Annotated in this window: 32 protein-coding genes and 1 tRNA gene; 18 read left to right on the forward strand and 15 right to left on the reverse strand. The window is 40.5% G+C overall.

Annotation, left to right across the window (positions count from 1 at the left end; all coding sequences use genetic code 11):
* Nucleotides 1-103 precede the first annotated feature (103 nt).
* The gene (locus HFU86_RS08255; RefSeq protein ID WP_187129027.1) at nt 104-1,315 is read left to right on the forward strand and encodes a tyrosine-type recombinase/integrase; all 1,212 of its coding nucleotides are present in this window, start codon (nt 104-106) and stop codon (nt 1,313-1,315) included.
* Nucleotides 1,316-1,561: 246 nt separating this feature from the next.
* Here the strand turns inward: HFU86_RS08255 and HFU86_RS08260 are convergent, their stop codons facing one another.
* The 15 genes from HFU86_RS08260 to HFU86_RS08330 form a co-directional block, all read right to left on the reverse strand.
* Nucleotides 1,562-1,879, reverse strand: a complete 318-nt coding sequence (locus HFU86_RS08260) for a hypothetical protein (protein ID WP_132495028.1) — start codon at nt 1,877-1,879, stop codon at nt 1,562-1,564.
* Entirely contained in the window at nt 1,866-2,114 is a 249-nt protein-coding gene (locus HFU86_RS20105) for a hypothetical protein (protein WP_132495030.1), read from the reverse strand. Before HFU86_RS20105 ends, HFU86_RS08260 begins: the two co-directional genes overlap by 14 nt.
* A 236-nt stretch (nt 2,115-2,350) precedes the next feature.
* Nucleotides 2,351-2,923, reverse strand: coding sequence for a hypothetical protein (locus tag HFU86_RS08270; RefSeq protein WP_132495034.1), 573 nt, complete (start codon nt 2,921-2,923; stop codon nt 2,351-2,353).
* A complete protein-coding gene (locus HFU86_RS08275) occupies nt 2,923-3,345 on the reverse strand; it encodes a Lar family restriction alleviation protein (protein WP_132495036.1) in 423 nt (140 codons plus the stop codon). Before HFU86_RS08275 ends, HFU86_RS08270 begins: the two co-directional genes overlap by 1 nt.
* Nucleotides 3,346-3,354: 9 nt before the next feature.
* Nucleotides 3,355-4,086, reverse strand: coding sequence for a Rha family transcriptional regulator (locus tag HFU86_RS08280; RefSeq protein WP_132495038.1), 732 nt, complete (start codon nt 4,084-4,086; stop codon nt 3,355-3,357).
* Nucleotides 4,087-4,088: 2 nt separating this feature from the next.
* Entirely contained in the window at nt 4,089-4,304 is a 216-nt protein-coding gene (locus HFU86_RS08285) for a hypothetical protein (protein ID WP_105880979.1), read from the reverse strand.
* Nucleotides 4,297-4,590, reverse strand: a complete 294-nt coding sequence (locus tag HFU86_RS08290; protein ID WP_132495040.1) for an ANR family transcriptional regulator — start codon at nt 4,588-4,590, stop codon at nt 4,297-4,299. The genes HFU86_RS08285 and HFU86_RS08290 overlap by 8 nt, the downstream gene beginning before the upstream one ends.
* Nucleotides 4,587-4,928 carry a hypothetical protein gene (locus tag HFU86_RS08295; RefSeq protein ID WP_132495042.1) on the reverse strand — a complete coding sequence of 114 codons (342 nt, stop codon included), beginning with the start codon at nt 4,926-4,928 and terminating at the stop codon, nt 4,587-4,589. Before HFU86_RS08295 ends, HFU86_RS08290 begins: the two co-directional genes overlap by 4 nt.
* Nucleotides 4,929-5,002: 74 nt before the next feature.
* Nucleotides 5,003-5,413, reverse strand: a complete 411-nt coding sequence (locus HFU86_RS08300) for a hypothetical protein (RefSeq protein WP_132495044.1) — start codon at nt 5,411-5,413, stop codon at nt 5,003-5,005.
* Nucleotides 5,414-5,417: 4 nt separating this feature from the next.
* On the reverse strand, nt 5,418-5,669 hold the full coding sequence (locus HFU86_RS08305) for a hypothetical protein (RefSeq protein ID WP_132495046.1): 252 nt from the start codon (nt 5,667-5,669) through the stop codon (nt 5,418-5,420).
* A gap of 2 nt (nt 5,670-5,671) precedes the next feature.
* Nucleotides 5,672-5,905 (reverse strand): hypothetical protein, encoded by a 234-nt coding sequence (locus HFU86_RS08310; protein WP_132495048.1) that lies wholly within the window; start codon nt 5,903-5,905, stop codon nt 5,672-5,674.
* Nucleotides 5,898-6,092, reverse strand: a complete 195-nt coding sequence (locus HFU86_RS08315; protein ID WP_132495050.1) for a hypothetical protein — start codon at nt 6,090-6,092, stop codon at nt 5,898-5,900. The genes HFU86_RS08310 and HFU86_RS08315 overlap by 8 nt, the downstream gene beginning before the upstream one ends.
* 420 nt (nt 6,093-6,512) lie before the next feature.
* Complete coding sequence (locus tag HFU86_RS08320; RefSeq protein ID WP_132495054.1) at nt 6,513-6,707, reverse strand: hypothetical protein; 195 nt, start codon at nt 6,705-6,707, stop codon at nt 6,513-6,515.
* Nucleotides 6,686-6,925, reverse strand: coding sequence for a host cell division inhibitor Icd-like protein (locus HFU86_RS08325; protein WP_132495056.1), 240 nt, complete (start codon nt 6,923-6,925; stop codon nt 6,686-6,688). The genes HFU86_RS08320 and HFU86_RS08325 overlap by 22 nt, the downstream gene beginning before the upstream one ends.
* Before the next feature lie 178 nt (nt 6,926-7,103).
* The gene (locus HFU86_RS08330) at nt 7,104-7,811 is read right to left on the reverse strand and encodes a LexA family protein (RefSeq protein ID WP_132495058.1); all 708 of its coding nucleotides are present in this window, start codon (nt 7,809-7,811) and stop codon (nt 7,104-7,106) included.
* A 94-nt stretch (nt 7,812-7,905) separates the two neighbouring features.
* On the opposite strand from HFU86_RS08330, the gene HFU86_RS08335 reads away from it, so the two are divergent.
* From HFU86_RS08335 to HFU86_RS08410, 17 genes are all read left to right on the forward strand, one after another.
* On the forward strand, nt 7,906-8,133 hold the full coding sequence (locus HFU86_RS08335; RefSeq protein ID WP_132495060.1) for a Cro/CI family transcriptional regulator: 228 nt from the start codon (nt 7,906-7,908) through the stop codon (nt 8,131-8,133).
* A 37-nt stretch (nt 8,134-8,170) separates the two neighbouring features.
* Complete coding sequence (locus HFU86_RS08340; RefSeq protein ID WP_255425957.1) at nt 8,171-8,407, forward strand: hypothetical protein; 237 nt, start codon at nt 8,171-8,173, stop codon at nt 8,405-8,407.
* 219 nt (nt 8,408-8,626) lie between these two features.
* Complete coding sequence (locus tag HFU86_RS08345; RefSeq protein ID WP_132495062.1) at nt 8,627-9,388, forward strand: hypothetical protein; 762 nt, start codon at nt 8,627-8,629, stop codon at nt 9,386-9,388.
* Between the two features lie 117 nt (nt 9,389-9,505).
* Complete coding sequence (locus HFU86_RS08350) at nt 9,506-11,083, forward strand: DEAD/DEAH box helicase (RefSeq protein ID WP_132495064.1); 1,578 nt, start codon at nt 9,506-9,508, stop codon at nt 11,081-11,083.
* Nucleotides 11,080-12,057 carry a DUF7146 domain-containing protein gene (locus HFU86_RS08355; RefSeq protein WP_132495066.1) on the forward strand — a complete coding sequence of 326 codons (978 nt, stop codon included), beginning with the start codon at nt 11,080-11,082 and terminating at the stop codon, nt 12,055-12,057. Before HFU86_RS08350 ends, HFU86_RS08355 begins: the two co-directional genes overlap by 4 nt.
* A complete protein-coding gene (locus tag HFU86_RS08360; RefSeq protein ID WP_132495068.1) occupies nt 12,057-12,860 on the forward strand; it encodes an antitermination protein Q in 804 nt (267 codons plus the stop codon). Before HFU86_RS08355 ends, HFU86_RS08360 begins: the two co-directional genes overlap by 1 nt.
* 391 nt (nt 12,861-13,251) lie before the next feature.
* Nucleotides 13,252-13,326, forward strand: a tRNA-OTHER gene (locus HFU86_RS08365).
* A gap of 370 nt (nt 13,327-13,696) precedes the next feature.
* Nucleotides 13,697-13,900 carry a hypothetical protein gene (locus tag HFU86_RS08370; protein ID WP_132495070.1) on the forward strand — a complete coding sequence of 68 codons (204 nt, stop codon included), beginning with the start codon at nt 13,697-13,699 and terminating at the stop codon, nt 13,898-13,900.
* 115 nt (nt 13,901-14,015) lie between these two features.
* A complete protein-coding gene (locus tag HFU86_RS08375) occupies nt 14,016-14,432 on the forward strand; it encodes a putative holin (protein WP_132495072.1) in 417 nt (138 codons plus the stop codon).
* The gene (locus HFU86_RS08380) at nt 14,432-14,800 is read left to right on the forward strand and encodes a hypothetical protein (RefSeq protein ID WP_132495074.1); all 369 of its coding nucleotides are present in this window, start codon (nt 14,432-14,434) and stop codon (nt 14,798-14,800) included. The genes HFU86_RS08375 and HFU86_RS08380 overlap by 1 nt, the downstream gene beginning before the upstream one ends.
* On the forward strand, nt 14,797-15,153 hold the full coding sequence (locus HFU86_RS08385; RefSeq protein WP_132495076.1) for a D-Ala-D-Ala carboxypeptidase family metallohydrolase: 357 nt from the start codon (nt 14,797-14,799) through the stop codon (nt 15,151-15,153). Before HFU86_RS08380 ends, HFU86_RS08385 begins: the two co-directional genes overlap by 4 nt.
* A complete protein-coding gene (locus HFU86_RS20110) occupies nt 15,138-15,527 on the forward strand; it encodes a hypothetical protein (protein ID WP_255425958.1) in 390 nt (129 codons plus the stop codon). Before HFU86_RS08385 ends, HFU86_RS20110 begins: the two co-directional genes overlap by 16 nt.
* Nucleotides 15,445-15,669, forward strand: coding sequence for an Rz1-like lysis system protein LysC (gene lysC, locus HFU86_RS20300; RefSeq protein ID WP_442959162.1), 225 nt, complete (start codon nt 15,445-15,447; stop codon nt 15,667-15,669). Before HFU86_RS20110 ends, lysC begins: the two co-directional genes overlap by 83 nt.
* A gap of 473 nt (nt 15,670-16,142) precedes the next feature.
* Nucleotides 16,143-16,322 (forward strand): hypothetical protein, encoded by a 180-nt coding sequence (locus tag HFU86_RS08395; RefSeq protein WP_132495078.1) that lies wholly within the window; start codon nt 16,143-16,145, stop codon nt 16,320-16,322.
* Between the two features lie 440 nt (nt 16,323-16,762).
* Complete coding sequence (uilS, locus tag HFU86_RS08400; RefSeq protein ID WP_132495080.1) at nt 16,763-17,629, forward strand: UilS family quorum-quenching N-acyl-homoserine lactonase; 867 nt, start codon at nt 16,763-16,765, stop codon at nt 17,627-17,629.
* Between the two features lie 81 nt (nt 17,630-17,710).
* Nucleotides 17,711-18,271, forward strand: a complete 561-nt coding sequence (locus tag HFU86_RS08405) for a hypothetical protein (protein ID WP_132495082.1) — start codon at nt 17,711-17,713, stop codon at nt 18,269-18,271.
* A 1-nt stretch (nt 18,272) separates the two neighbouring features.
* Nucleotides 18,273-18,611: an HNH endonuclease signature motif containing protein gene (locus HFU86_RS08410; protein ID WP_132495084.1), complete on the forward strand. Its 339-nt coding sequence runs from the start codon at nt 18,273-18,275 to the stop codon at nt 18,609-18,611.
* The last annotated feature ends 1 nt before the right edge of the window (nt 18,612 follow it).

The following is an 18,612-nucleotide window of genomic DNA, read 5'->3' on the forward strand; positions in this document are numbered from 1 at the left end:
GTGCATCATTTTTATTATGTACATAATCGTGTACATAATTTACGTACATATCGACGAATATGTTTTATAGTGTAGACCTCTTAAGTAAAAAGAAAAATATATTATGGCCATCACAGATTCATACCTCAGATCAATTAATGGTAAGCAGCAAGACAGAGTTATAACAAAGGCAGACCGTGATGGCCTATCCATTCGCATAAGCCCGAAGGGAAAGGTTGTATTTCAACTAAGATATCGGTGGGATGGGAAAAATGAAAGGGTTGATATTGGCAGCTATCCTGCAACAAGCCTGAAAGAGGCTCGTGATTTGGCTGTATTTTATCGTGGCGAGATTGAGCAAAACCGTAACCCAAAAGTGGTGAAGAGGGTTAAAAAACAAAATGTAATTCAAGCTCAAACAGTCGAGTCATTAATTAGATGCTGGTGGGAAAAATCCCTAAAAAATAAACAAGTCAAAGCCGAGCAAATTTTACGATCATTTGAACTTTATTTATTTCCTAAAATTGGACATCTTCCACACGATGAAGCTAACATTCATGTTTGGCTCTCGGTTATAGAAGATCTATCCAAGAAGGTGCCAACTATTTCAGAGAGAATATTGCGTTATTCAAAAACAGCCCATAGATGGGGTGTTAGAAGAAGCCTTATTGAATTAGAGCCATTATCAAACATAAACGTCCAAGACATAAGCACTAAGACCAGCCAAGCGGATAGGATCCTCTCTAATGATGAACTGGTTCTGTTATTTAGTCTTATTGATGCCCCTAAGTTTAACAAGCGTAATGCATTGCTTATTAAATTGTCTTTGCTGCTAGGCTCAAGGGTGGGGGAGTTATTTGGTGCTGAAATAACTGATTTTGATTTTAATGAAGATATATGGACGATACCGCCTAATAAACATAAAACAGGATCTAAGTCAGGAAAGCCGATTACCAGACCAATCATACCGCAAGTGAAATCTCTTCTTCTGCAGGCGTTTGAAATTAGTCATTCAGATAAATATCTTTTTTCTGTAGCGACTGGGAATAGAGTTACGGCTTCTGGCCATAATATGATGATTAAGCTTCTCAATGAAAAAATGGCTCCTCACTTTGATAACTATACCACTTGGTCGATTCATGATTTGCGTAAAACGATGAGAACGGGTATCTCCGAACTAACGGAGCCACATATTGCTGAAATCATTTTAGGGCATAAGTTACCAGGAATATGGCAGGTGTACGATAAGCACACCTACCTAGATGAACAGCGAGAGGCGTATGAGAGATGGTGGGATAAGCTGACTAAAATCGTTTACCCCGCTCCCAGTCGATAATATCGGACAGCCTAAACTGTAACTCTCTTAATCTGTGGCTAGGCTTTGGGAAGCCTTTTTTTGCTTGCTTCCCATCGCTAACCCATACACGTAATGTATGTGGCTGTATGCCTAGACGGTTCGCAAGTTCTTTTGTACCAATGAATGTTTTACTTTTTTTCTCACAACTTGATGTTTGTGGTGATCGTTCGTGGTAACTTACTGAATAATTAACCTTTACTGGTTTGATATTATTTTCACCATACGTCACTTATCACCTCCTTTCACGTATCCATTCTTTAACACCATTGCCGCAACTTCAGCGGGTACACCCAAAGACATAGCATCATCGATAATGGTGTTTAAATTTCCCATACTGAGACTTTCAACTGTTTTCGGCCATACATTTTGCGGGACGCCATAATAAACACAATCGGCTATCTGGCTGGTGGTCATTTGAATGATTTCCTCTATGGTAAAATTCATTCGTTGATAGCCGGCATCCCAAACAGCATTTGTTACATCACCCGGATCCCCACCTGCGTTTGTAATGATATTGACGAGGTTAAAATCAAGCGTTGTCATCTTTCACCTTCCTTGCGCGTTTTTTCTTTTTGGTGATCGGGATTAACTTTGGTGCAGCGATTTTTGGTGCTGGTGATAGAGGAGGGCATATACCCATCCTGATATAACAGCGCTGTCGAATTCCGTGAATAATTCGAGCAGTCCAATCGCAACCGTCATCAACATGGTGTACGGCTTTGAGGATTGGAGAGTCATATTCATTAATTTCGTGTTCAGTGTTATCTTGTTCAATCACTTGTTAGCCTCCTTGCAAATGCCTTTATAAGCCCGTAGAACGTGATTTGCCTTACCGTAAATCGTCGTCACTCGGAAAAAGAAACCTATCGTTGATTCGTGAACTGGCGCCCGAAGTAGGGCCATATCAATTAAGTGGTTTAGCTTTCTGCATTCGGTAATGAAAGACAGGATCACTACTTTGGCTGTGTTGCCTGTTTCGCTAGCGATATATTCAATTTTCATTTCCTACCATCCTTAATGCATAGTTGGCATAGCAGGGAAACCACCTTCGGATTCCAGTGCACGGATATAGTCATCATGAAGAATACAAAGGCCTTCACGTCCCATCGCTGATAGGCGTGGGCCATATTCAAGCGAGATATCAAGAAAGCCAACGTATGCTTTAATGGTAAAATCAGCCCAATATTCTTTGCCAAACTGTTCAACCATGATGCTTTCAAAATGGCTCATAAGGCTGAGCCGTAATGATTCAGGGTAGATACTTAGCGTTGATTTACCGTTGCTATAAATAGTTGCTAGGTCTGTGCCACCGTTCGGGTTCGGCACCTCTATTGTTCCGTTTTTATCTTGTTGCTCACGAATAAAGCAGGTGGCAACCACCCAGCGCCATATAGAAACACGCTGTTCAGGTGTTAGTGTGTCGGCCTCGTCAGCTAACTTACCCACCACGGCAGCAGCCAAATACAAGCCCTTTAGCAGCTCTTGGTCGTAGTGACCGCACTCGAGCGTCTTAACTGCGTCAGAATAAGAAATCAAGGTGCCATCGTCGGCAATGACGCCATTACCTGCATCAGTAAAATAAGCCATTATTTAGCCTCCGTTACTGGCGTTGCTTCACGCTGGTTCCAAACGAGAACGGCGGTGTCTTGATAATCTTCGGGCTGCTTGGTGCCACAACAATCACAATGAATCACAAACATATCTTCACCGTCCCAACCGGAATAATTCAATTCAACTTCATCATTGCCGCAGAATGGGCAGGGAAGTAGCTTAATTTGGTCTTTTGGTGGGCATAGGTTAATCTCTGCTAAAGTGCACATACCAAAACCAGCCGGAACTACTGAATAAAGGGTGTGGTTAGTTGATTTGATATCACTGTCACTAAGAATTTCTTTTGATTTTTCGATTGCATCAGAAACCCCGAGCGCTTTAATTTCCATTGATAATGTATGACGGTGTCCGCAAGGGTAATCACCTAAATAAGTCACTTGGTAGCTTGTCATTTCCATTTTATCCCCTTACTTTGAACCGAATAATTTTTTAAGATCAACATCATGAATTTCTAGCCAAGCTTCAGCGGGCCATGACTTAACACTACCGAACCGAGGGTCGGGTACTATCTCAACCTCAATCCCTCGCTCTTTGCACCACTTGCGCATCGGGTAAGGGCTATGTTTGATGCCAGTTGCATTCTGTACTGCGGTAATAGTTGCGTGTTTTACACTTTCACCCAGCCGTTCGGATAATTCGCGGTTCTGGCGAGTAGCGGCACTCAATTTTCCAAGTGCGGAAGCTTCACGGCTGCGACTGATTTGTGATTTAGTACGTTCAGCGATGTCGGCTCGCTCTTTTTCAGCAATGCGACCGGCTTCTGACTCCATAGCCATTTGAAGAATTTCCATTTTACTGAGTACAGGTTGTGAGACTGTTGGTTTAATCAAGCCTGTCTCCAATTCACGCCAGCGTTTTGCTATCTTATGGCGCAACTGGACTTTGTATCCCATAGTTAGGGTGACGGTTAGATCCTGGTCTAAGTCGATGGATTCAATGACATCACGACCACGATAAATACCTCGGTTTATAAAAAAGCCTTTAAAATCATTAATGTCCATTTTTGGACAATTAAGCCCAAGGTCGGTAAGCATTTTTTCTATATCCCGGACCACATGCCGATGCTCTTTTTCTGTTAACTCAGCAATCTCTCGGCTGTTCATCATTGGTGAGTGATTTTGTGCAATTAATTCGCTCATAATTAAACCTTCTTAATATCAATTTTTAACTTTTTGGCTAATCGGCGTTGCTGTCTATTTAATGGCATTCGAATGTCATCGCCGTTTCTTTCAAATTGGGATAGGTGTTTGCAAACATTGGCATAATCTTTAACTTCATTTCTTTCTAAACTAAGCCCTTGAGCAATAGTCATGCCTGCAATCCCCTGTTGAGTTCTACTGCGTTTTCTTTTACTCACAGTCCACCTCCGAAGTTTTATTAATATTTGCTTCCAGTAATTCAGCTTCTTTTTTAAGCTTATATTTCTCACGTGCCTTTCTGGCTTGTTCTGCTAATTCAGTCTCACGAGCAGATAAAGAATGGCGTAATGTATTATGTTCAAAGCGATATTCAGCCCATTTGCGAACAGCGTCGCTTTTAGTTAAGTTTTTAGCCTGTCCCCATAATTGAGCAGCTTTTGAGTAATCACCTTCACGTTCGGCTTCCGCTGCTTGATTAGCGATATTTAAATAAGTTAATTTCATTTATTCACTTCCTTTTGATGTAAATGTTCAGCAATGAGCAAAGTAATATCACTAATGAATTCCTTACCTTCATCAGTTAACTTTCCGTGTTTATTGTAAAAACTATCGTAGACTTCAATTATTTGCTGGTCGGTTGCTCCAGCTTCTTTACGACAGATGTTATTTTCATACAATGTGATTAATGATTGCTTTAATACTTCAGCATCTAAATCAACTCGGTATTTAATGCCATCAACAGTACGCTCGAATGTTGAAGCTTTCTTTTTTCTTTTTAGGTAATCAAAGGTTGCATCAATAAAATGTTTTCTTCTTTTATCTAATAAAGTTAATTTTTCCATTTTCTCAATCTCGAATTTAGATAAGGGGATTCCCTCAGCATTGACGCTGATTTAAATTTAATTTGGTTGTTTAATTATAAGTATTGAGCAGCCATTAATTTTTTATATACTTCATTAGCTACGATATCTGCATCTTTGCATTTATCTTTTGCTTTTTCGTATTCCATTTCAAGGCGTTTAATTTCACGTTCTTTTTTTAGCTTTTCGTTCAACTCAGTATATTTAGATTCTTTACGCTCCATGAAATGTTCTGTTGGCTCACCTCGTTTGTGTGCAATAGTACCGTTTTCAAGGGTAATATGTTCATCTTCATAGTTTGTTTCAATACCTTCTTCACGGAACTCACGTTCTGTTAGGATGCTAGATAATTTATTGAGAGCTGCACGCTCACTGAGATATGCACGTTTGGCGCCATTAATAATATACACAGGACGCTCGACAACCTGAATCTCAAATCCTGTTGCTAATTCAATTGCTTTAACCATGATTTTATTTCCTTAAAAGTGACAAGACACTTTGTTTAATTGCTGGGGATATTCCCATAATTTTTTTTGCTTCACTTGAGGCTTTCTCATATTTAAAAAATGAATCCACTAAATGATAGTTTTCACCGACTAGTTTATAAATGTTACATTCCCAATTTAAATCACCAGCGTAATCTTCTGGGATGTTAATATATTTTGGTAGTGGCTTGTTTTGAATCTTGCACAAAGCAATAACGTTATAAGTTGCATTATTCATAATTAATCCGTTTTAATTGCGTGCTCTATTCCTGCTAGGGTCGCGCTGGTCATTAAATCAATTTCATTAAGTAACCCAATAAATCTACCCGCCTCTTTAGGGTAGGTTGTGAATAGCTTATTTAACAACGGCTGCATTTCTAATTTTAATTCTCTGGTATACCTTTGAGCGCATAATGCGGTTTTATGTAAATTAGAATTATTGCCCTCAACAGGGGGTAACATTAAATTATGCATTTGGAACCTCGATATTTATCTGAGCTACATTGTCATTTGCCTTTTCGATTAACTTCAAAGCTGCTTCTAAAGTGTTTTCTATATCTTCATTGTCTAAGATGGCTGAGTTTAAAATAGTATTTATAATTGCTCTGGCATAAGTTAGTTTTGTGTTTGCAGAGTTTCTTAATTCAATGTTACTTGTCATTTCTTACTTTCCTGTTTCAATATCACAGACTTCGAGAGATACAATAACTTGAACACCGTGAAGCCAGTAATGTAAGTTTTCCACATCAATAATTTCATTATTGGATAAAATATTTAGTTTAATGTGATTAAGTAAGGTGCTTATTTCAATTAATCATCGCTCTCGCTTAGTTTTAAAGTTCGTTTTTCTCACACCTTCAATAAGCAAATTAATTTCATCTTGAACTGCATTAAACTTATCAATATTAAGCATCGCCCCCCCCCCCCCAAACACCTTTCTATTTCATCCTCAGCCTGACAAATTAACTCATTAGCAATGTGACGTTCTCCTGAATCCCTATTTAGAAATTGTGCTGCAACCAGAAAAGCTTTAACACGATGCATTGTGTCTATAAGCTGACTGGTATCAGTCGTTATTAATTTATTCATGTCCATTATCTCGTTGTGCATTTTCTTCAATTAACCAACCTGCTACAGGGTTTGATAGTTCATAAGCTAATTCAATTAAACTATCCATAATTGGATCACCTGCAAATTGACTGTTGAGTTGGAACAAGACCGCATTCAATTGGGCACTTTTTTTTGCGGCGACACTTAATTTAATTTCGTGTGACATGTCACGGCTCCTGCTGGTATTTGTGATGCCAGTGATAAAACATAATCACGAACAAGTTGTAATTTTGCTGATTTCAAATCCGTTGCATAAACCTCTTTGCGTTCGCCTTTGGCTTGTGGATCACTACGCTTTATAGCAAAGAAGCAGAACTTAAACAGACCTGTACGGATATCAGGTTTAACTAAAGTTAAATTTGGTGAATAATGTATATTCGGCATTTTTTAAACCTTAAAATTATGACGTGCTTTTAGTATTACCACTAGTGATAAATAAGTCAACACCGCAGGTGATATTATTTTATCACCAAAGGTTATATGTTTGATTTTGAAAGGGATAAAAAGTAAAAAAGCCCGGCGTATTTATCGCTCGGGCTTGGGGATTTGATGTGTTGGGGAGTTAAAACGTGTCGTCAGGCCACTGAGACTTAACTACTTTGCCAATAATATGGCAGTCAACTCCACAAGGTATTAGTTCATATCTAGGGTTCAGTGGTTCAAGATATGGTCGCCCCGCATCTCGAATTAATCGTTTAAATGTGAACTCATCACCATTCATTCTAGCGATACAGAAGTCCCCCGCATCAACAGGCTCTTCAGGATCAACAAGTATCAGCATCCCTTCAGGGAAGCTAGGGCGTCCACCTTGTGGCGCTGTCATTGAGTGACCTTCAACCTCTAACCAGAATGCGCTGTCGCTTGCTTTTCTAGCTGTAGGAATCCATGCAACAGCATCTTTTTTGGTGTAGGAATGTTCATTTTCAGTGAATGAACCCGCTTGTACCTTTGAAAGCAAAGGGTATTCGTAAGTATTAATAATCTGTTCTGAGTTTGATAAGACGGATTGATAAACCTCCCGAATTTCTTTAGCTAAAAATGGGCTTATGTCCTCAACGGGGACGTCCAATATTTTAGCAAACTTAGCTGCATGCTCATGATTAATGGCATTTACACCATTTAACAATTGAGCAACTCCGCTTTGTCCCATTCCAAGCATTTCACCAAGAATTTCTTGCGAAAGCCCCAGATCTTTTTTCTTAGATTCAAAAATAGATTTTAGGCGAATGGCATCTGCTTTCTGTTCATCAGTCAACGGTTTCTTTTTCATGTGGCAATAATATCACCTCTGGAGATAAAAACAATCACCGCAGGTGTTGATTATTTTATTATTAGCGGTGATAATCCTCTAAGGAGGGACGTTCATGGAAAAAATTGAATTGTCAGTATTAGTTTCAACGCTGGGGCAAAAAAAAGTTGCTGATTTGTTTGGTATTCAGCAAAGCGCGATTAATAAGGCCATAAAAACTAATCGAAAAATTTTCGTCATTAGAGTTGATGGCGAAGTCGTCGGCGCAGAAGAGGTTAAGCCTTTCCCTAACAAGCCTAACAGTGATTTTTATGCACCAGACACACAACATACCAATGCCTAAGCATTACTTTCCTGATGACACTAAGTGGATTCAGGAAATGTTATTGCAACTGTCACCGAGTGCGAGAAATAGGGCGCTGGTGGCTTATTCAGAAGTGTATCAGGAGCATTGGGAATTAGAGCCTGTTTCATATCGCAAGGTTAACAAAGCGAGACATGAAGCGAACTCAAGGCTAAGGCTGTACGTGAGACGTTATTCGAAGGCAATGCAAGGTTATACCTCAGCGCCGTTGTTAGTGTCGGATCGCCCAGCCAAGAGCCAAGCCCAAATTTGATGTTTCTTCAGGGTAGGTGCTCACAGGAATCACCGAATTGGGGCATGTCCTTGGAATGGGATCGGTGGGTGAGGTGATCACGATGGGTAATCAAAAAACACAATAGCGAATGATTATCAAAAGTGAATTTCAGAAAAAAACAGACAAAAACAGGGTGAGTGGGAAAACAGAGTAAATATGTACCCCCCTATTTTTTTCGACTAAATGAGAATAGTTATCATGGATAAGAAAGCAGAATGGATCATCAAAAAGCACCTTGCTCAGAGCGAATGGAAACCTGCTCGCATCATTTCGGATTTAGTAAAAACTGGGATGAGCAACGATGAAGCAGAGGCGTTAATGCGCGCCAATGCACCAGAGCGCAAAGAACACAAACCGCACAATAGTCACGCAAAACCGATACACCTTGACGATTTGAGCACTCACTACATTGTGGTAGGCGATTACGATTTATTGAGTCGTGAACATCAAGATGCTCTGATTGCCGCCGTTCGTAACAGCAAAGGTAAAAGTTCACTGAGAGACGAGTATGTTTCGGTGACACTATTCAACCTCGTCAAAGCTTACCCGGTTATCACCACCACTGAAGTTAACAAGTTCATCAATCGTGGCGCATTCATTGACAGCATTCCACTGTACATCGACGGTGAAACTTTCGACGGGGAACCAATGCCCTCAGCGAACAATGATGAAGTTAGAACGGTTTTCCGCGCCGTGAAGCAGTTGAAAAAAATCACCGATCATTTTGCTGAAACAGGAACGTTAGATTTCAAAAAATACTTAGACCGCGTTCCGACTGATGAAGATGTTGCTCGTGCGGTGGGGATCGTTATGCCTGTTATCCGCAACCCGTACTACAAAAACATTGACTACTCGAAATCATACGCGGATATGCCAGCACCTGAGCACAAGCAAGATACCAAGAGAATTATTCGTGAATGGAAGGCTGAGTTAAGCCGGAAGGGTGGCAAGAGTTTGTAGCGCTGTATTTGGGGATACGAAATGAACAAACTCCTGCCGTAGACAAAATCTGAGAAGAAATGGTCTAGGTCTGATTCTGACACAACAGACTGAAAAATGAAATAGTGAGGTGAAATCATGTTAACAATCACACCTAATTTTGCTCAAGAGCGCGGGCTCAGCATGCTACGTAGTGAGTGGAAACAACATAACTCTTTCATGGTTTACGCTCCCACAGGGGCAGGAAAAACAGGGTTAGCGGCGTTTTTGACAAACGGTTACCTCTCTCATAGAAAGAAAATAATGATGGTATGCCCCTATACGGTATTGATTGAGCAGACCGCTCAAAAATTTATTGAGTATGGTTTGCCTGAGAATGAAATAGCCTACATCTGGAGAGACCACGAAAAACAAGACGCAAGTAAAAAAATACAAATTGCCTCAGCGGACACGCTCATTCGTCGTGATTTCCCGCAAGATATTGATCTGCTGATTATCGATGAAGCTCATTTAAGACGTAAAAAACTCTTAGTGGAAATAGAACGCCTGACCAGTGAAACCAACTGTAAAGTTGTGGGGCTCTCTGGTACACCGTTTTCTCCCTTTCTCGGTAAGTACTATCAGAGTCTAATCAAGCCAACCACAATCAAAGAGTTGATCCAGCGTGGCGACCTCAGTAGTTATGAGTTTTATGCACCGACTAAACCTGACTTAACCGGGGTGAAGTCCGTCAGCAGCATGGAATATGGCAGCGATTACAAAGAGGAAGAAATTGCCGCCATTATGTGCGGGGCTGATTTAGTGGGTGACGTGGTAAGCAGCTGGCTAAAACTGGGTGAAAACCTGCCCACCATTTGTTTTTGCGTCAATGTCAGTCATGCTAATTACGTCACGATGGAATTTAACCGTGCTGGGGTGAATGCTGAGGTGATGACTGCTAATACGCCACATGATGAAAGGCAGGTGATGATCCATCGATTCGAGCAAGGCGCCACTAAGATTTTGGTTAATGTGGGCGTACTTGTTGCGGGTTTTGATAGTGACGTTAGGTGCATCATTTACGCACGACCCACCAAATCAGAAATTCGCTGGTTGCAAGCAATTGGGCGCGCCTTGCGTCCAGCAAAAGGCAAAGATAAAGCAATCATTCTAGATCATTCCGGTACGGTCCATCGTTTGGGCTTTCCTGATGATATCGAATATGACGAATTGCCGAGCAAAAATGACGGTATGAAAGAGGTTAATAGTTTTCGCGAGCAAGAAAAACGTGAGAAGAAACCGAAAGAATGTACCTCCTGCCACTACATGAAGCCAGCAGGTGTTTACGTTTGCCCTAAATGTGGATTTAAGCCACTCGCCGGGGAAGACGTAGAAGTCGATACGACACGCAACATCAAAAAATTAGGTAAGACTGAAAAAGTTTATACCCAGCAAGAAAAGCAAAGTTTCTATTCCCAACTTAAATATTACCAAGTGCTCAGAGCAAACGAAGGTAGACCAATCAATGCCGGTTGGGCTTATCACACCTTCATTGAAAAGTTTGGTGAAAAACCCTATGGGCTACATGACGCCCCGCAAGAAATCACCCCTGAGGTCAGTAATTACATTAAACACAAGCAGATTAAGTGGGCAAAAGGCAGAAAGAGAGCCCAACAACACATTACCAACATTAAAACTCAATTGAGTAACACACCACAGCAAGGAGCACTATTGTGAATACAATTGAAGCCGCAAAAGGGCATTGGGAAAAGATCCTCTCTTATTACGAGTTACCGCCGATCACTGGGAACAAGCATTACCCGGGAGAGTGCCCATTGTGCGGTCGAAAGGGGAAATTTCGCATTGACGACAGGGATGGAAGAGGGACATGGATTTGTACCTGTGGATCAGGTAGCGGCATACAGTTACTTGAGCGGGTCACAGGCAAGAGCTTTAAAACGCTAGCTGATGAACTGGATAGCATCTTAGGCATTGTGCGTGAAAAAGATGTGAATTATCCAGCCAAGGTTGATAGCACTGAGGATAATCGGACCCGATTTGTCAATGCCTATTCTCGAATGCCAAATTTAAAAGACACATCTGCTGCAAAGTATTTACAAAATCGTGGAATTTTCATTCTCCCCATGGATCAAGTCAGATTTTGCGCCAATCAGCCGATACACGGCTATTCAGGTAAGTTTCAGGCTATGTGGGCACTTGCAACCGACGCAAGAGGGCAGTTGTGTTATGTGCACCGAACGTACCTGCAGGGTGATAAAAAAGCCAATGTGACACCCGATAAAAAAATGGATTCACTGCAGGGAAAAAGCTATCTCCAATATGCAAAATCTGTCGCCATTCGTATGTTTCCTGTGAGCTCAACCTTGGGTATTGCAGAGGGAATAGAAACTGCCTTGTCGTGTAAACAAATTTATGGCGTCAACACATGGGCTGCAATGAACGCTGGATTCATGGAGAAATTTGTTGCACCCAAAGGCGTTAAGCACTTGATTATTTTTGCTGATAACGATTGGAGCGCAACGGGTGAGGCGGCGGCTTACACTTGCGCAAATAAAAACCTGTTATCAAATAATGATATCGAGAAGGTGAGCGTGAGATACCCTGATCTTGGTGACTTTAATGATTTATTGACCCAGGGCTGTGAAGCAAGAGAACGTATTTTTATTCGGAAACAGAGAGAGGCGGCTTAATGAAACTCGAAAATGCACTTAAAAACTTTCACCCTAAGTCACCTACATTCGGCAATGTAGCAGGTTGCACATCTCCTGATCGAATAACAGGAACAGATATCATGGCTGCTATGGGGATGACTGAATCACAGGCTAAGTTTGGCATGACGGCTTTTCTGGCTAAAAATGATGTCAGCGAAGAAGATAAGTTTTCTACGGTAGAGGCGCTAACTCAATATGCACTTAAAGTAGCACCTAAACTAGTTCGCAAAGCTGCGGGTAAAAAACTGGGTTACTGTTTAATTATTCTGGCCAAGATGGCATTTGAAGATTATGCTCGGTCAGCGGGTTCGGTTTGCCAGTGTTCAGCGTGTAGTGGTAAAGGGATGATTGATAAAAAAGTCATCACAACAAAGTACTCAACGAGGGAGGCTATTTTTCCATCATTTTCAAGGAGCCAGCCCAAGCGTTATACCAACACAGAACGCGATGTCGTGGAAACTGAAAAAGTAATCTGTGAGTCATGTAATGGTAAGGGGCAACTAACACACCGTTGTCGCTGCAAAGGGAGAGGCAAGGTATTAGATGAGATTCAGACTAAGCAGCAGGGCGTTCCCGTATTTAAAGATTGCCCCCGCTGTGCGGGCAAAGGTTTCAGGCGAGTACCTTCATCTATGGCGTATAATGCAATAAAGCACTTGGTACCTGACCTTAACGAAAGAACATGGCGTAGAAACTGGAAGCCATTTTATGAAAAACTAATTAGCAAATGTGTTCTAGAGGAAGGGATAGCTGAAATGGCTTTTAATAAAGTTATAAAGTAGTTTAATTAAGCTGGTGGTAAAAGTTGCATTTTGACCGAAACTGGCTTATTATCTTCTAATAATGGATATTCTATACCTAGTCACATTAAACCAATTCAAGACCTCGCTATGCGGGGTTTTTTATTTGCAATTAATCGTACGCCCTTTTTATATGTGTGTTATGGTGCTTAAGACAACATACCTCATTGCTATAAACAGCAAGCCTTGCAATCGCAAGTTTTTACCTAAAAAATAGATGTGGTATCAAAGGGTGAGTAAGCACCCAGGGAGTTACCTATGAAGTGGTCGATTATTTACCAGCGTGTACTGACAGTGACGCAAAATATAATTATCGTTGCCCTTCTTCTTATTGCTGTTTTTGCAATATTACATTGGCTTAGGTGATTCCATTCCGCCATTAACTCAACTGGAAGAGTATTTAGTATTAGCAAAACTAAGAGTCGGGGTTCGAACCCTCGATGGCGGATCACTTTAGATGCGTAGATTCACATTGGTGTAGCTACGTTCTAACGAGCCCTTGAAACTAAAATATTTGATCGCATAATATAAATGCACTGTATTTTTTGGACATGTTCATACCGGGTAAAGACCATAACTTAGCAGTGCAGCCCTGTCAGCAATGGCGGTTTTTTTATTGGCAAAAAAAGTTAACCACGAGTCGGTGTAGCAAAATAGCTTAAGACTACCAAGACCATGGGCAAGCAATACTGGAACATTGGTTATTATGTTGTATTGCTAATTTAACTTAAGCTGAGTGTAAAAATGTGATTTTGGTTAGGTGCTAATTATAATCGTTGTGTATAATCACTCCCTCGTAAAATATAATGGGGTGATCTATGAACTATTACATTAATACGATGATTGAGCCGCAAGGGGGGATGCTAATACATAAAGTGGGATGTAAAAATATGCCGGTGTCTTCAAATCGCCTATATCTTGGTAATTTTGCGAATGGCTTACAGGCAATTCAAGGTGCTAAAAATTCTGGCTATAGCCAAGTGAAGATGTGCACATGCTGCATCAGTACCTACCAAAAATAAGTCGCCTAGTGCGGCTTTTTTCGTATACGCCGCCACAGAATTCTAATCACACACACTTAATTGACGCATAGAGATTGTGCGCGGCTATCTATTAACTAAAACACAGGTGTTATATATGCCAAGTACCCTGACAGGAGTAGCCGTTAGTGCTGCGGGCGGTGGCGCTATGGGCGGTGTCCTATTGGGTGCTGATTATGGCGTGATACTTGGTGCGATTATTGGGGCATCTGCTTCTGTTATTGCATCTAAGGATAATAACCTTCAAAAGGTCATCCACTTCTTTTTGGCTTTAGGGTCTGGGGCGCTATTAGCTCATCCATTCTCTGAGATGGTGCAAGAGTTCTGGCAGAAGGATATAAGCCCGAAGATAACGGCGATTATCGTTTCTGCTTTACTAATTCCTATTCTGGTTTTAGGTGCCAACAAAGATAACCTTAAAAAGTTATTTGGTCGTGTAGGCGCATCTATTGATAGGAACTTCAGTAGCATTACTCAAGCCATAAAGGACTGGCGCAACAAAGGAGGTAACTAATGGAAACCTTCCTTGCTCGCATTAATCAGCTAATTGATTGGATGTATTTGAATCCTTGGGATGCAGCTGATGTTGGCTTAATGATGGCGTCAGCGTTGATAGTTTTCTTTTGTCGCTATGAGAAGCGAAGAGATTCAATAGTTGGAACGATTTTATTCATCTGCTGGATTTACCAGATATATGAGACGGTAATGGGTAAGCGGATATCGGCTCCGTCTGACGTTGTGTTTGATGGTGCTCTCTTCATCGTTATTTTCTCAGCAGGTGGCAACATCATGTCCATTGTTGTCATTAGTAAATTAGTGACCCGAATCAAATCAATCTGGCGGCTAGTTAAGTTGCCTTTTACTTTTATGGTGAAGAAATGAAATTAAGTGAACATTTCGATAGTAAAGAATTCGCATGTAAAGACGGGTGCGGAGCAAATCAAGTAGAACCCAAGTTGGTTGAAATTCTTGAAGGCGTTCGTTTGCACTTTGATAAGCCAGTGATAATTGTCAGTGGTCGTCGTTGTGTTAATCATAATAAAAATGTTGGCGGTGCACCTAAATCACAACATCTTTTAGGAACAGCGGCAGACATTAAAGTCAATGGTGTCACGCCGAAAGAAGTTGCTGATTATTTGGAATCTCAGTTTCCTGATAGCTACGGCATTGGTCGCTATAAGACATTCACGCATATCGATGTGAGAGGATATAAAGCACGATGGGGCAGCAACTAAAAATACTCACGCATCCGCTCACTGGTTGGCTTGCTGCATTTTTGTTTTTCTCCATTTGGATTCTATCAGCACTATCCCATGAGAAGCAGTTAAGCGACCAGAAAGACCAAAAGATTATAGAGAGTAACCGCATTGTATTTAATGTGTATCGGACGCTCTCTATATTTGACCGAATTTCACAAGCCAACGTCAAAGCAAAGCAATTAGAGGACTCAGAACATGTCACAGTTAAGACTGTTATCAAAACAGTGCTCAAAGACAATGAGTGCGCTAATACTGCTGTGCCTGGCGATGTTGTTAGTGAGTTGCGGAAGTACAAAAGAGGTATTGATTCCCGTTCAGTCTCCACCGATACCAGCACAATTAACCGCTGATTGTTCTCAGCCTGATATTCCTGAGAATTTTGTTTGGGGTGATATGCCGCAACTGCTAGTAGATGCGATGAACTCAATAGCAAAGTGCAACTTGGACAAGAAAGCAATACGGGAAATTGAACAACAAAGAAATGCCCCATAGATCGGGGCTAAATGAGAATAACTACTTATGAATGAGCGTCACTATACGTTAATCGTAAATGACCACAACCTTAAAAAGGTAGTAATCTCAAGCAGATATTACAAATATGAGCCTCGTTAAATGCGGTGCTTTTTAATAGGCAAAAAAATAGCCCACAGAGATTTGGGCTAAAAAGAACAGCGTTAACACTTAATATGATATCCATATAAAGCATAGTAAGTAATTTTAAATTAGCAATTTAGTTCAATAAATCTACGCAATGGAGAAATACCACAGCAACACAGGGCTTCGATAAACCAGAAAAATTTCGTGAAGAGTTGGATGAATGTATTCTGAAGCGATAAAAAAATCCCCTTCTATTAAAAGGGGAGTATTCAAGAGAAACTCATAATTATTGTAGGACCAGTCATCCTTGACCAGCGGCGAAATAATATCACTCTTTATTTCTTAATCCAAATCGGAGAGTCAATTAAATGAGTAAAATTGAATTGACACCGGAGCAAATCAAATCACTACATGAATTTTCACAAGAAGAGGGATGGACGTCTTACACAATTGAAGTAGGAGCTATCTGTGATGGTGACGACATTATTTATGAAGGTCTGATTGCTTATTCAGGCTCTGAAGATCATGGCGTTCTGCAACTAGAATAATTGTGAGCGAGGCGCTGTGTTGCCGCAGTCTTGTACGTTAACTGTGACCCGCGGTCTCTAAGCAGATAGTGTATGTTGAGAATCAAAAACAACGAATCCGAATGAGGATAGATTCATGCGGTAGAACGTCAGCTATTGGATAAGAAGCTGGGTGACTAATGGAGAGACATAATTTTATTTAATTCTACAAATGCTATTTATTGAGTTGCATTTGTTGGGTTTATATATGTTTTACATTCTACTGGGAAAATCAAACAAATGAATAATAATCAAGAAGGGGTAAGCTAAAAGCTTAACTATTATAGATTATTTTTTAATCGCAAACGGCAGTGTGTGATATTTTGCCCTGAAAATTTCACCTAAATTAAGACTTGTGTTTATTTATTTTGTCAAGAGGTGCTACTATTCACTTTTATTTATCACTTGATAAGGCTAGATAAATGAGGGAAATAAAGGTAGATAAACTTACGAATGGTATTTCTGCGACACTTAGGACTGAAAATCTTCAGGGGAATTCTCCTGTTGTGATTTTGTGTCATGGATTTGGTGGGATACAAGAAATATTACTACCTGCATTTGCAGATGCTTTTTTAGCGGCTGGATTTTCTGTAATAACATTTGATTATCTTGGTTTTGGTGTTAGTGATGGCGAACGAGGTCGTTTAGTACCAGCACTACAAATTGATAACATTGTTAATGTGATTGATTGGGCTAAGTCATTGCCGAGTATTGATAATACTAAAATTGCGTTATGGGGAACCTCTTTAGGGGGCGGGCATGTTTTTGGAGCGGCAGTTAAACGACCTGAATTGAAATGTATCATTAGCCAGCTAAGCTTTGCCGATGGAGAAAAGGTTGTGACGGGCAATATGACTCAAGAAGACAAGAGATCTTTTTGCTCAACACTAAATAAAATGGTTGAAAAGCGTGAAAACACAGGTAAGGAAATGTTTGTTCCTATTACTAAGGTGTTAAGTGACTGTGAATCAAAGGCATTTTTTGATGCTAATAAGGATAAGTATCCGTTAATGGATATCAAGATCCCGTTCCTTACCGTACAAGAAATGATGCTCTACAAGCCTTATGAAAGTGCAAGAAATATTAATTTACCTGTAATGATTGTCGTTGCGGGCAAAGATATAGTGAATCCACCAGAGCAAGGTATAGAACTATATAATGCCGTAGGTAGTGATGATAAATTATTATATGTTGAGGATGATGCAAGTCACTATGATGTGTATGAAGGGAAATGTTTTGATAATGTAATTATCCATCAAATAGAGTTTTTGAACAAATATCTAAAATAAGCATTCCATTTAAAAGTGTTTAAGATTTATGAAAAAGCCACCAGCTAATCATGGGTGGCTTTTTCATTTGTGGAGAAAGTCATGTCAGATAAAAAAGAAGTCACTGAGTTAAGTATCAAGGTATCAGTCGATACTACTGAGTTGGATAAGCTAGAAGCACAACTGAAGCGCATTGCAGGGTTAATGGTTGATGTAGGCCTAAAGAATAAGGCAGAGTTTAAGATTGATGTTGCCAGTGGCAACGCCGAATTCACAGGCATAACAACTGCAATAACCCAAGCTAAGGTGTTTGTTAATGACGTCTTCATTGATAAAGCAGTAGTACATGACGCTGTCTGTAAAGCGGCGAGTCGCGAGTTATCAAAAATTATGTGTCGAGTGGGTGATATGACATATATGCGTGATGGCTCGGTATTGCTTGGTTCAGAAGGATACATTGGTAAAGCAGACTCTGATGCTGCTATGGCTTTTAAATTGGAGTTATTAAATCAGGGATTGAAGCGATTAGCAGATAATACCCAAAAGAATCAAAAGCAAATGGAAGAGCTAACACGAGTGTTTAATGATGCTAACGCTGCTATAGCTGATAAGTTTCGACAGGTTTCTATTGATGCCATGCGTAACAGTTCAGGCTTTGCTTGATATGAAGAGACCCAATGTTTACGGCGGCAGATGGGCGAAGGTTAGGCTTAGCTTTCTCAACGAGAATCCACTATGTGTCATGTGCAAAGAGCAAGGGCGCATCACGGCGGCGACAGTTGTTGACCACATCACCCCGCATCGACTACGAGATGCGCTCACATCCGGTGATACCGAATGGATAGCGAAAGCCCAAAAGCTCTTTTGGGATAGAAAGAACTTTCAAAGCTTATGTGAGCCTCATCATAACTCAACCAAGCAACGCATGGAGAAGAGCGGTGTCGTCGTTGGTTGTAGTGAGGATGGTATACCACTTGATCCTAATTCACATTGGAATAAATAAA

It is taken from the genome of Providencia sp. JUb39 (assembly GCF_012272845.1).
Lineage (GTDB): Bacteria > Pseudomonadota > Gammaproteobacteria > Enterobacterales > Enterobacteriaceae > Providencia > Providencia lanzhouensis.

Excerpts from the sequence above, each read along its gene's own strand:
- HFU86_RS08255 (WP_187129027.1), top strand. The coding sequence starts at position 104 with ATGGCCATCACAGATTCATACCTCAGATCAATTAATGGTAAGCAGCAA.
- HFU86_RS08260 (WP_132495028.1), bottom strand. The coding sequence starts at position 1,879 with ATGACAACGCTTGATTTTAACCTCGTCAATATCATTACAAACGCAGGT.
- HFU86_RS08270 (WP_132495034.1), bottom strand. The coding sequence starts at position 2,923 with ATGGCTTATTTTACTGATGCAGGTAATGGCGTCATTGCCGACGATGGC.
- HFU86_RS08275 (WP_132495036.1), bottom strand. The coding sequence starts at position 3,345 with ATGGAAATGACAAGCTACCAAGTGACTTATTTAGGTGATTACCCTTGC.
- HFU86_RS08280 (WP_132495038.1), bottom strand. The coding sequence starts at position 4,086 with ATGAGCGAATTAATTGCACAAAATCACTCACCAATGATGAACAGCCGA.
- HFU86_RS08290 (WP_132495040.1), bottom strand. The coding sequence starts at position 4,590 with ATGAAATTAACTTATTTAAATATCGCTAATCAAGCAGCGGAAGCCGAA.
- HFU86_RS08295 (WP_132495042.1), bottom strand. The coding sequence starts at position 4,928 with ATGGAAAAATTAACTTTATTAGATAAAAGAAGAAAACATTTTATTGAT.
- HFU86_RS08300 (WP_132495044.1), bottom strand. The coding sequence starts at position 5,413 with ATGGTTAAAGCAATTGAATTAGCAACAGGATTTGAGATTCAGGTTGTC.
- HFU86_RS08305 (WP_132495046.1), bottom strand. The coding sequence starts at position 5,669 with ATGAATAATGCAACTTATAACGTTATTGCTTTGTGCAAGATTCAAAAC.
- HFU86_RS08310 (WP_132495048.1), bottom strand. The coding sequence starts at position 5,905 with ATGCATAATTTAATGTTACCCCCTGTTGAGGGCAATAATTCTAATTTA.
- HFU86_RS08315 (WP_132495050.1), bottom strand. The coding sequence starts at position 6,092 with ATGACAAGTAACATTGAATTAAGAAACTCTGCAAACACAAAACTAACT.
- HFU86_RS08320 (WP_132495054.1), bottom strand. The coding sequence starts at position 6,707 with ATGTCACACGAAATTAAATTAAGTGTCGCCGCAAAAAAAAGTGCCCAA.
- HFU86_RS08325 (WP_132495056.1), bottom strand. The coding sequence starts at position 6,925 with ATGCCGAATATACATTATTCACCAAATTTAACTTTAGTTAAACCTGAT.
- HFU86_RS08330 (WP_132495058.1), bottom strand. The coding sequence starts at position 7,811 with ATGAAAAAGAAACCGTTGACTGATGAACAGAAAGCAGATGCCATTCGC.
- HFU86_RS08335 (WP_132495060.1), top strand. The coding sequence starts at position 7,906 with ATGGAAAAAATTGAATTGTCAGTATTAGTTTCAACGCTGGGGCAAAAA.
- HFU86_RS08340 (WP_255425957.1), top strand. The coding sequence starts at position 8,171 with ATGTTATTGCAACTGTCACCGAGTGCGAGAAATAGGGCGCTGGTGGCT.
- HFU86_RS08345 (WP_132495062.1), top strand. The coding sequence starts at position 8,627 with ATGGATAAGAAAGCAGAATGGATCATCAAAAAGCACCTTGCTCAGAGC.
- HFU86_RS08350 (WP_132495064.1), top strand. The coding sequence starts at position 9,506 with ATGTTAACAATCACACCTAATTTTGCTCAAGAGCGCGGGCTCAGCATG.
- HFU86_RS08360 (WP_132495068.1), top strand. The coding sequence starts at position 12,057 with ATGAAACTCGAAAATGCACTTAAAAACTTTCACCCTAAGTCACCTACA.
- HFU86_RS08370 (WP_132495070.1), top strand. The coding sequence starts at position 13,697 with ATGAACTATTACATTAATACGATGATTGAGCCGCAAGGGGGGATGCTA.
- HFU86_RS08375 (WP_132495072.1), top strand. The coding sequence starts at position 14,016 with ATGCCAAGTACCCTGACAGGAGTAGCCGTTAGTGCTGCGGGCGGTGGC.
- HFU86_RS08380 (WP_132495074.1), top strand. The coding sequence starts at position 14,432 with ATGGAAACCTTCCTTGCTCGCATTAATCAGCTAATTGATTGGATGTAT.
- HFU86_RS08385 (WP_132495076.1), top strand. The coding sequence starts at position 14,797 with ATGAAATTAAGTGAACATTTCGATAGTAAAGAATTCGCATGTAAAGAC.
- HFU86_RS20110 (WP_255425958.1), top strand. The coding sequence starts at position 15,138 with ATGGGGCAGCAACTAAAAATACTCACGCATCCGCTCACTGGTTGGCTT.
- lysC (WP_442959162.1), top strand. The coding sequence starts at position 15,445 with ATGTTGTTAGTGAGTTGCGGAAGTACAAAAGAGGTATTGATTCCCGTT.
- HFU86_RS08395 (WP_132495078.1), top strand. The coding sequence starts at position 16,143 with ATGAGTAAAATTGAATTGACACCGGAGCAAATCAAATCACTACATGAA.
- uilS (WP_132495080.1), top strand. The coding sequence starts at position 16,763 with ATGAGGGAAATAAAGGTAGATAAACTTACGAATGGTATTTCTGCGACA.
- HFU86_RS08405 (WP_132495082.1), top strand. The coding sequence starts at position 17,711 with ATGTCAGATAAAAAAGAAGTCACTGAGTTAAGTATCAAGGTATCAGTC.
- HFU86_RS08410 (WP_132495084.1), top strand. The coding sequence starts at position 18,273 with ATGAAGAGACCCAATGTTTACGGCGGCAGATGGGCGAAGGTTAGGCTT.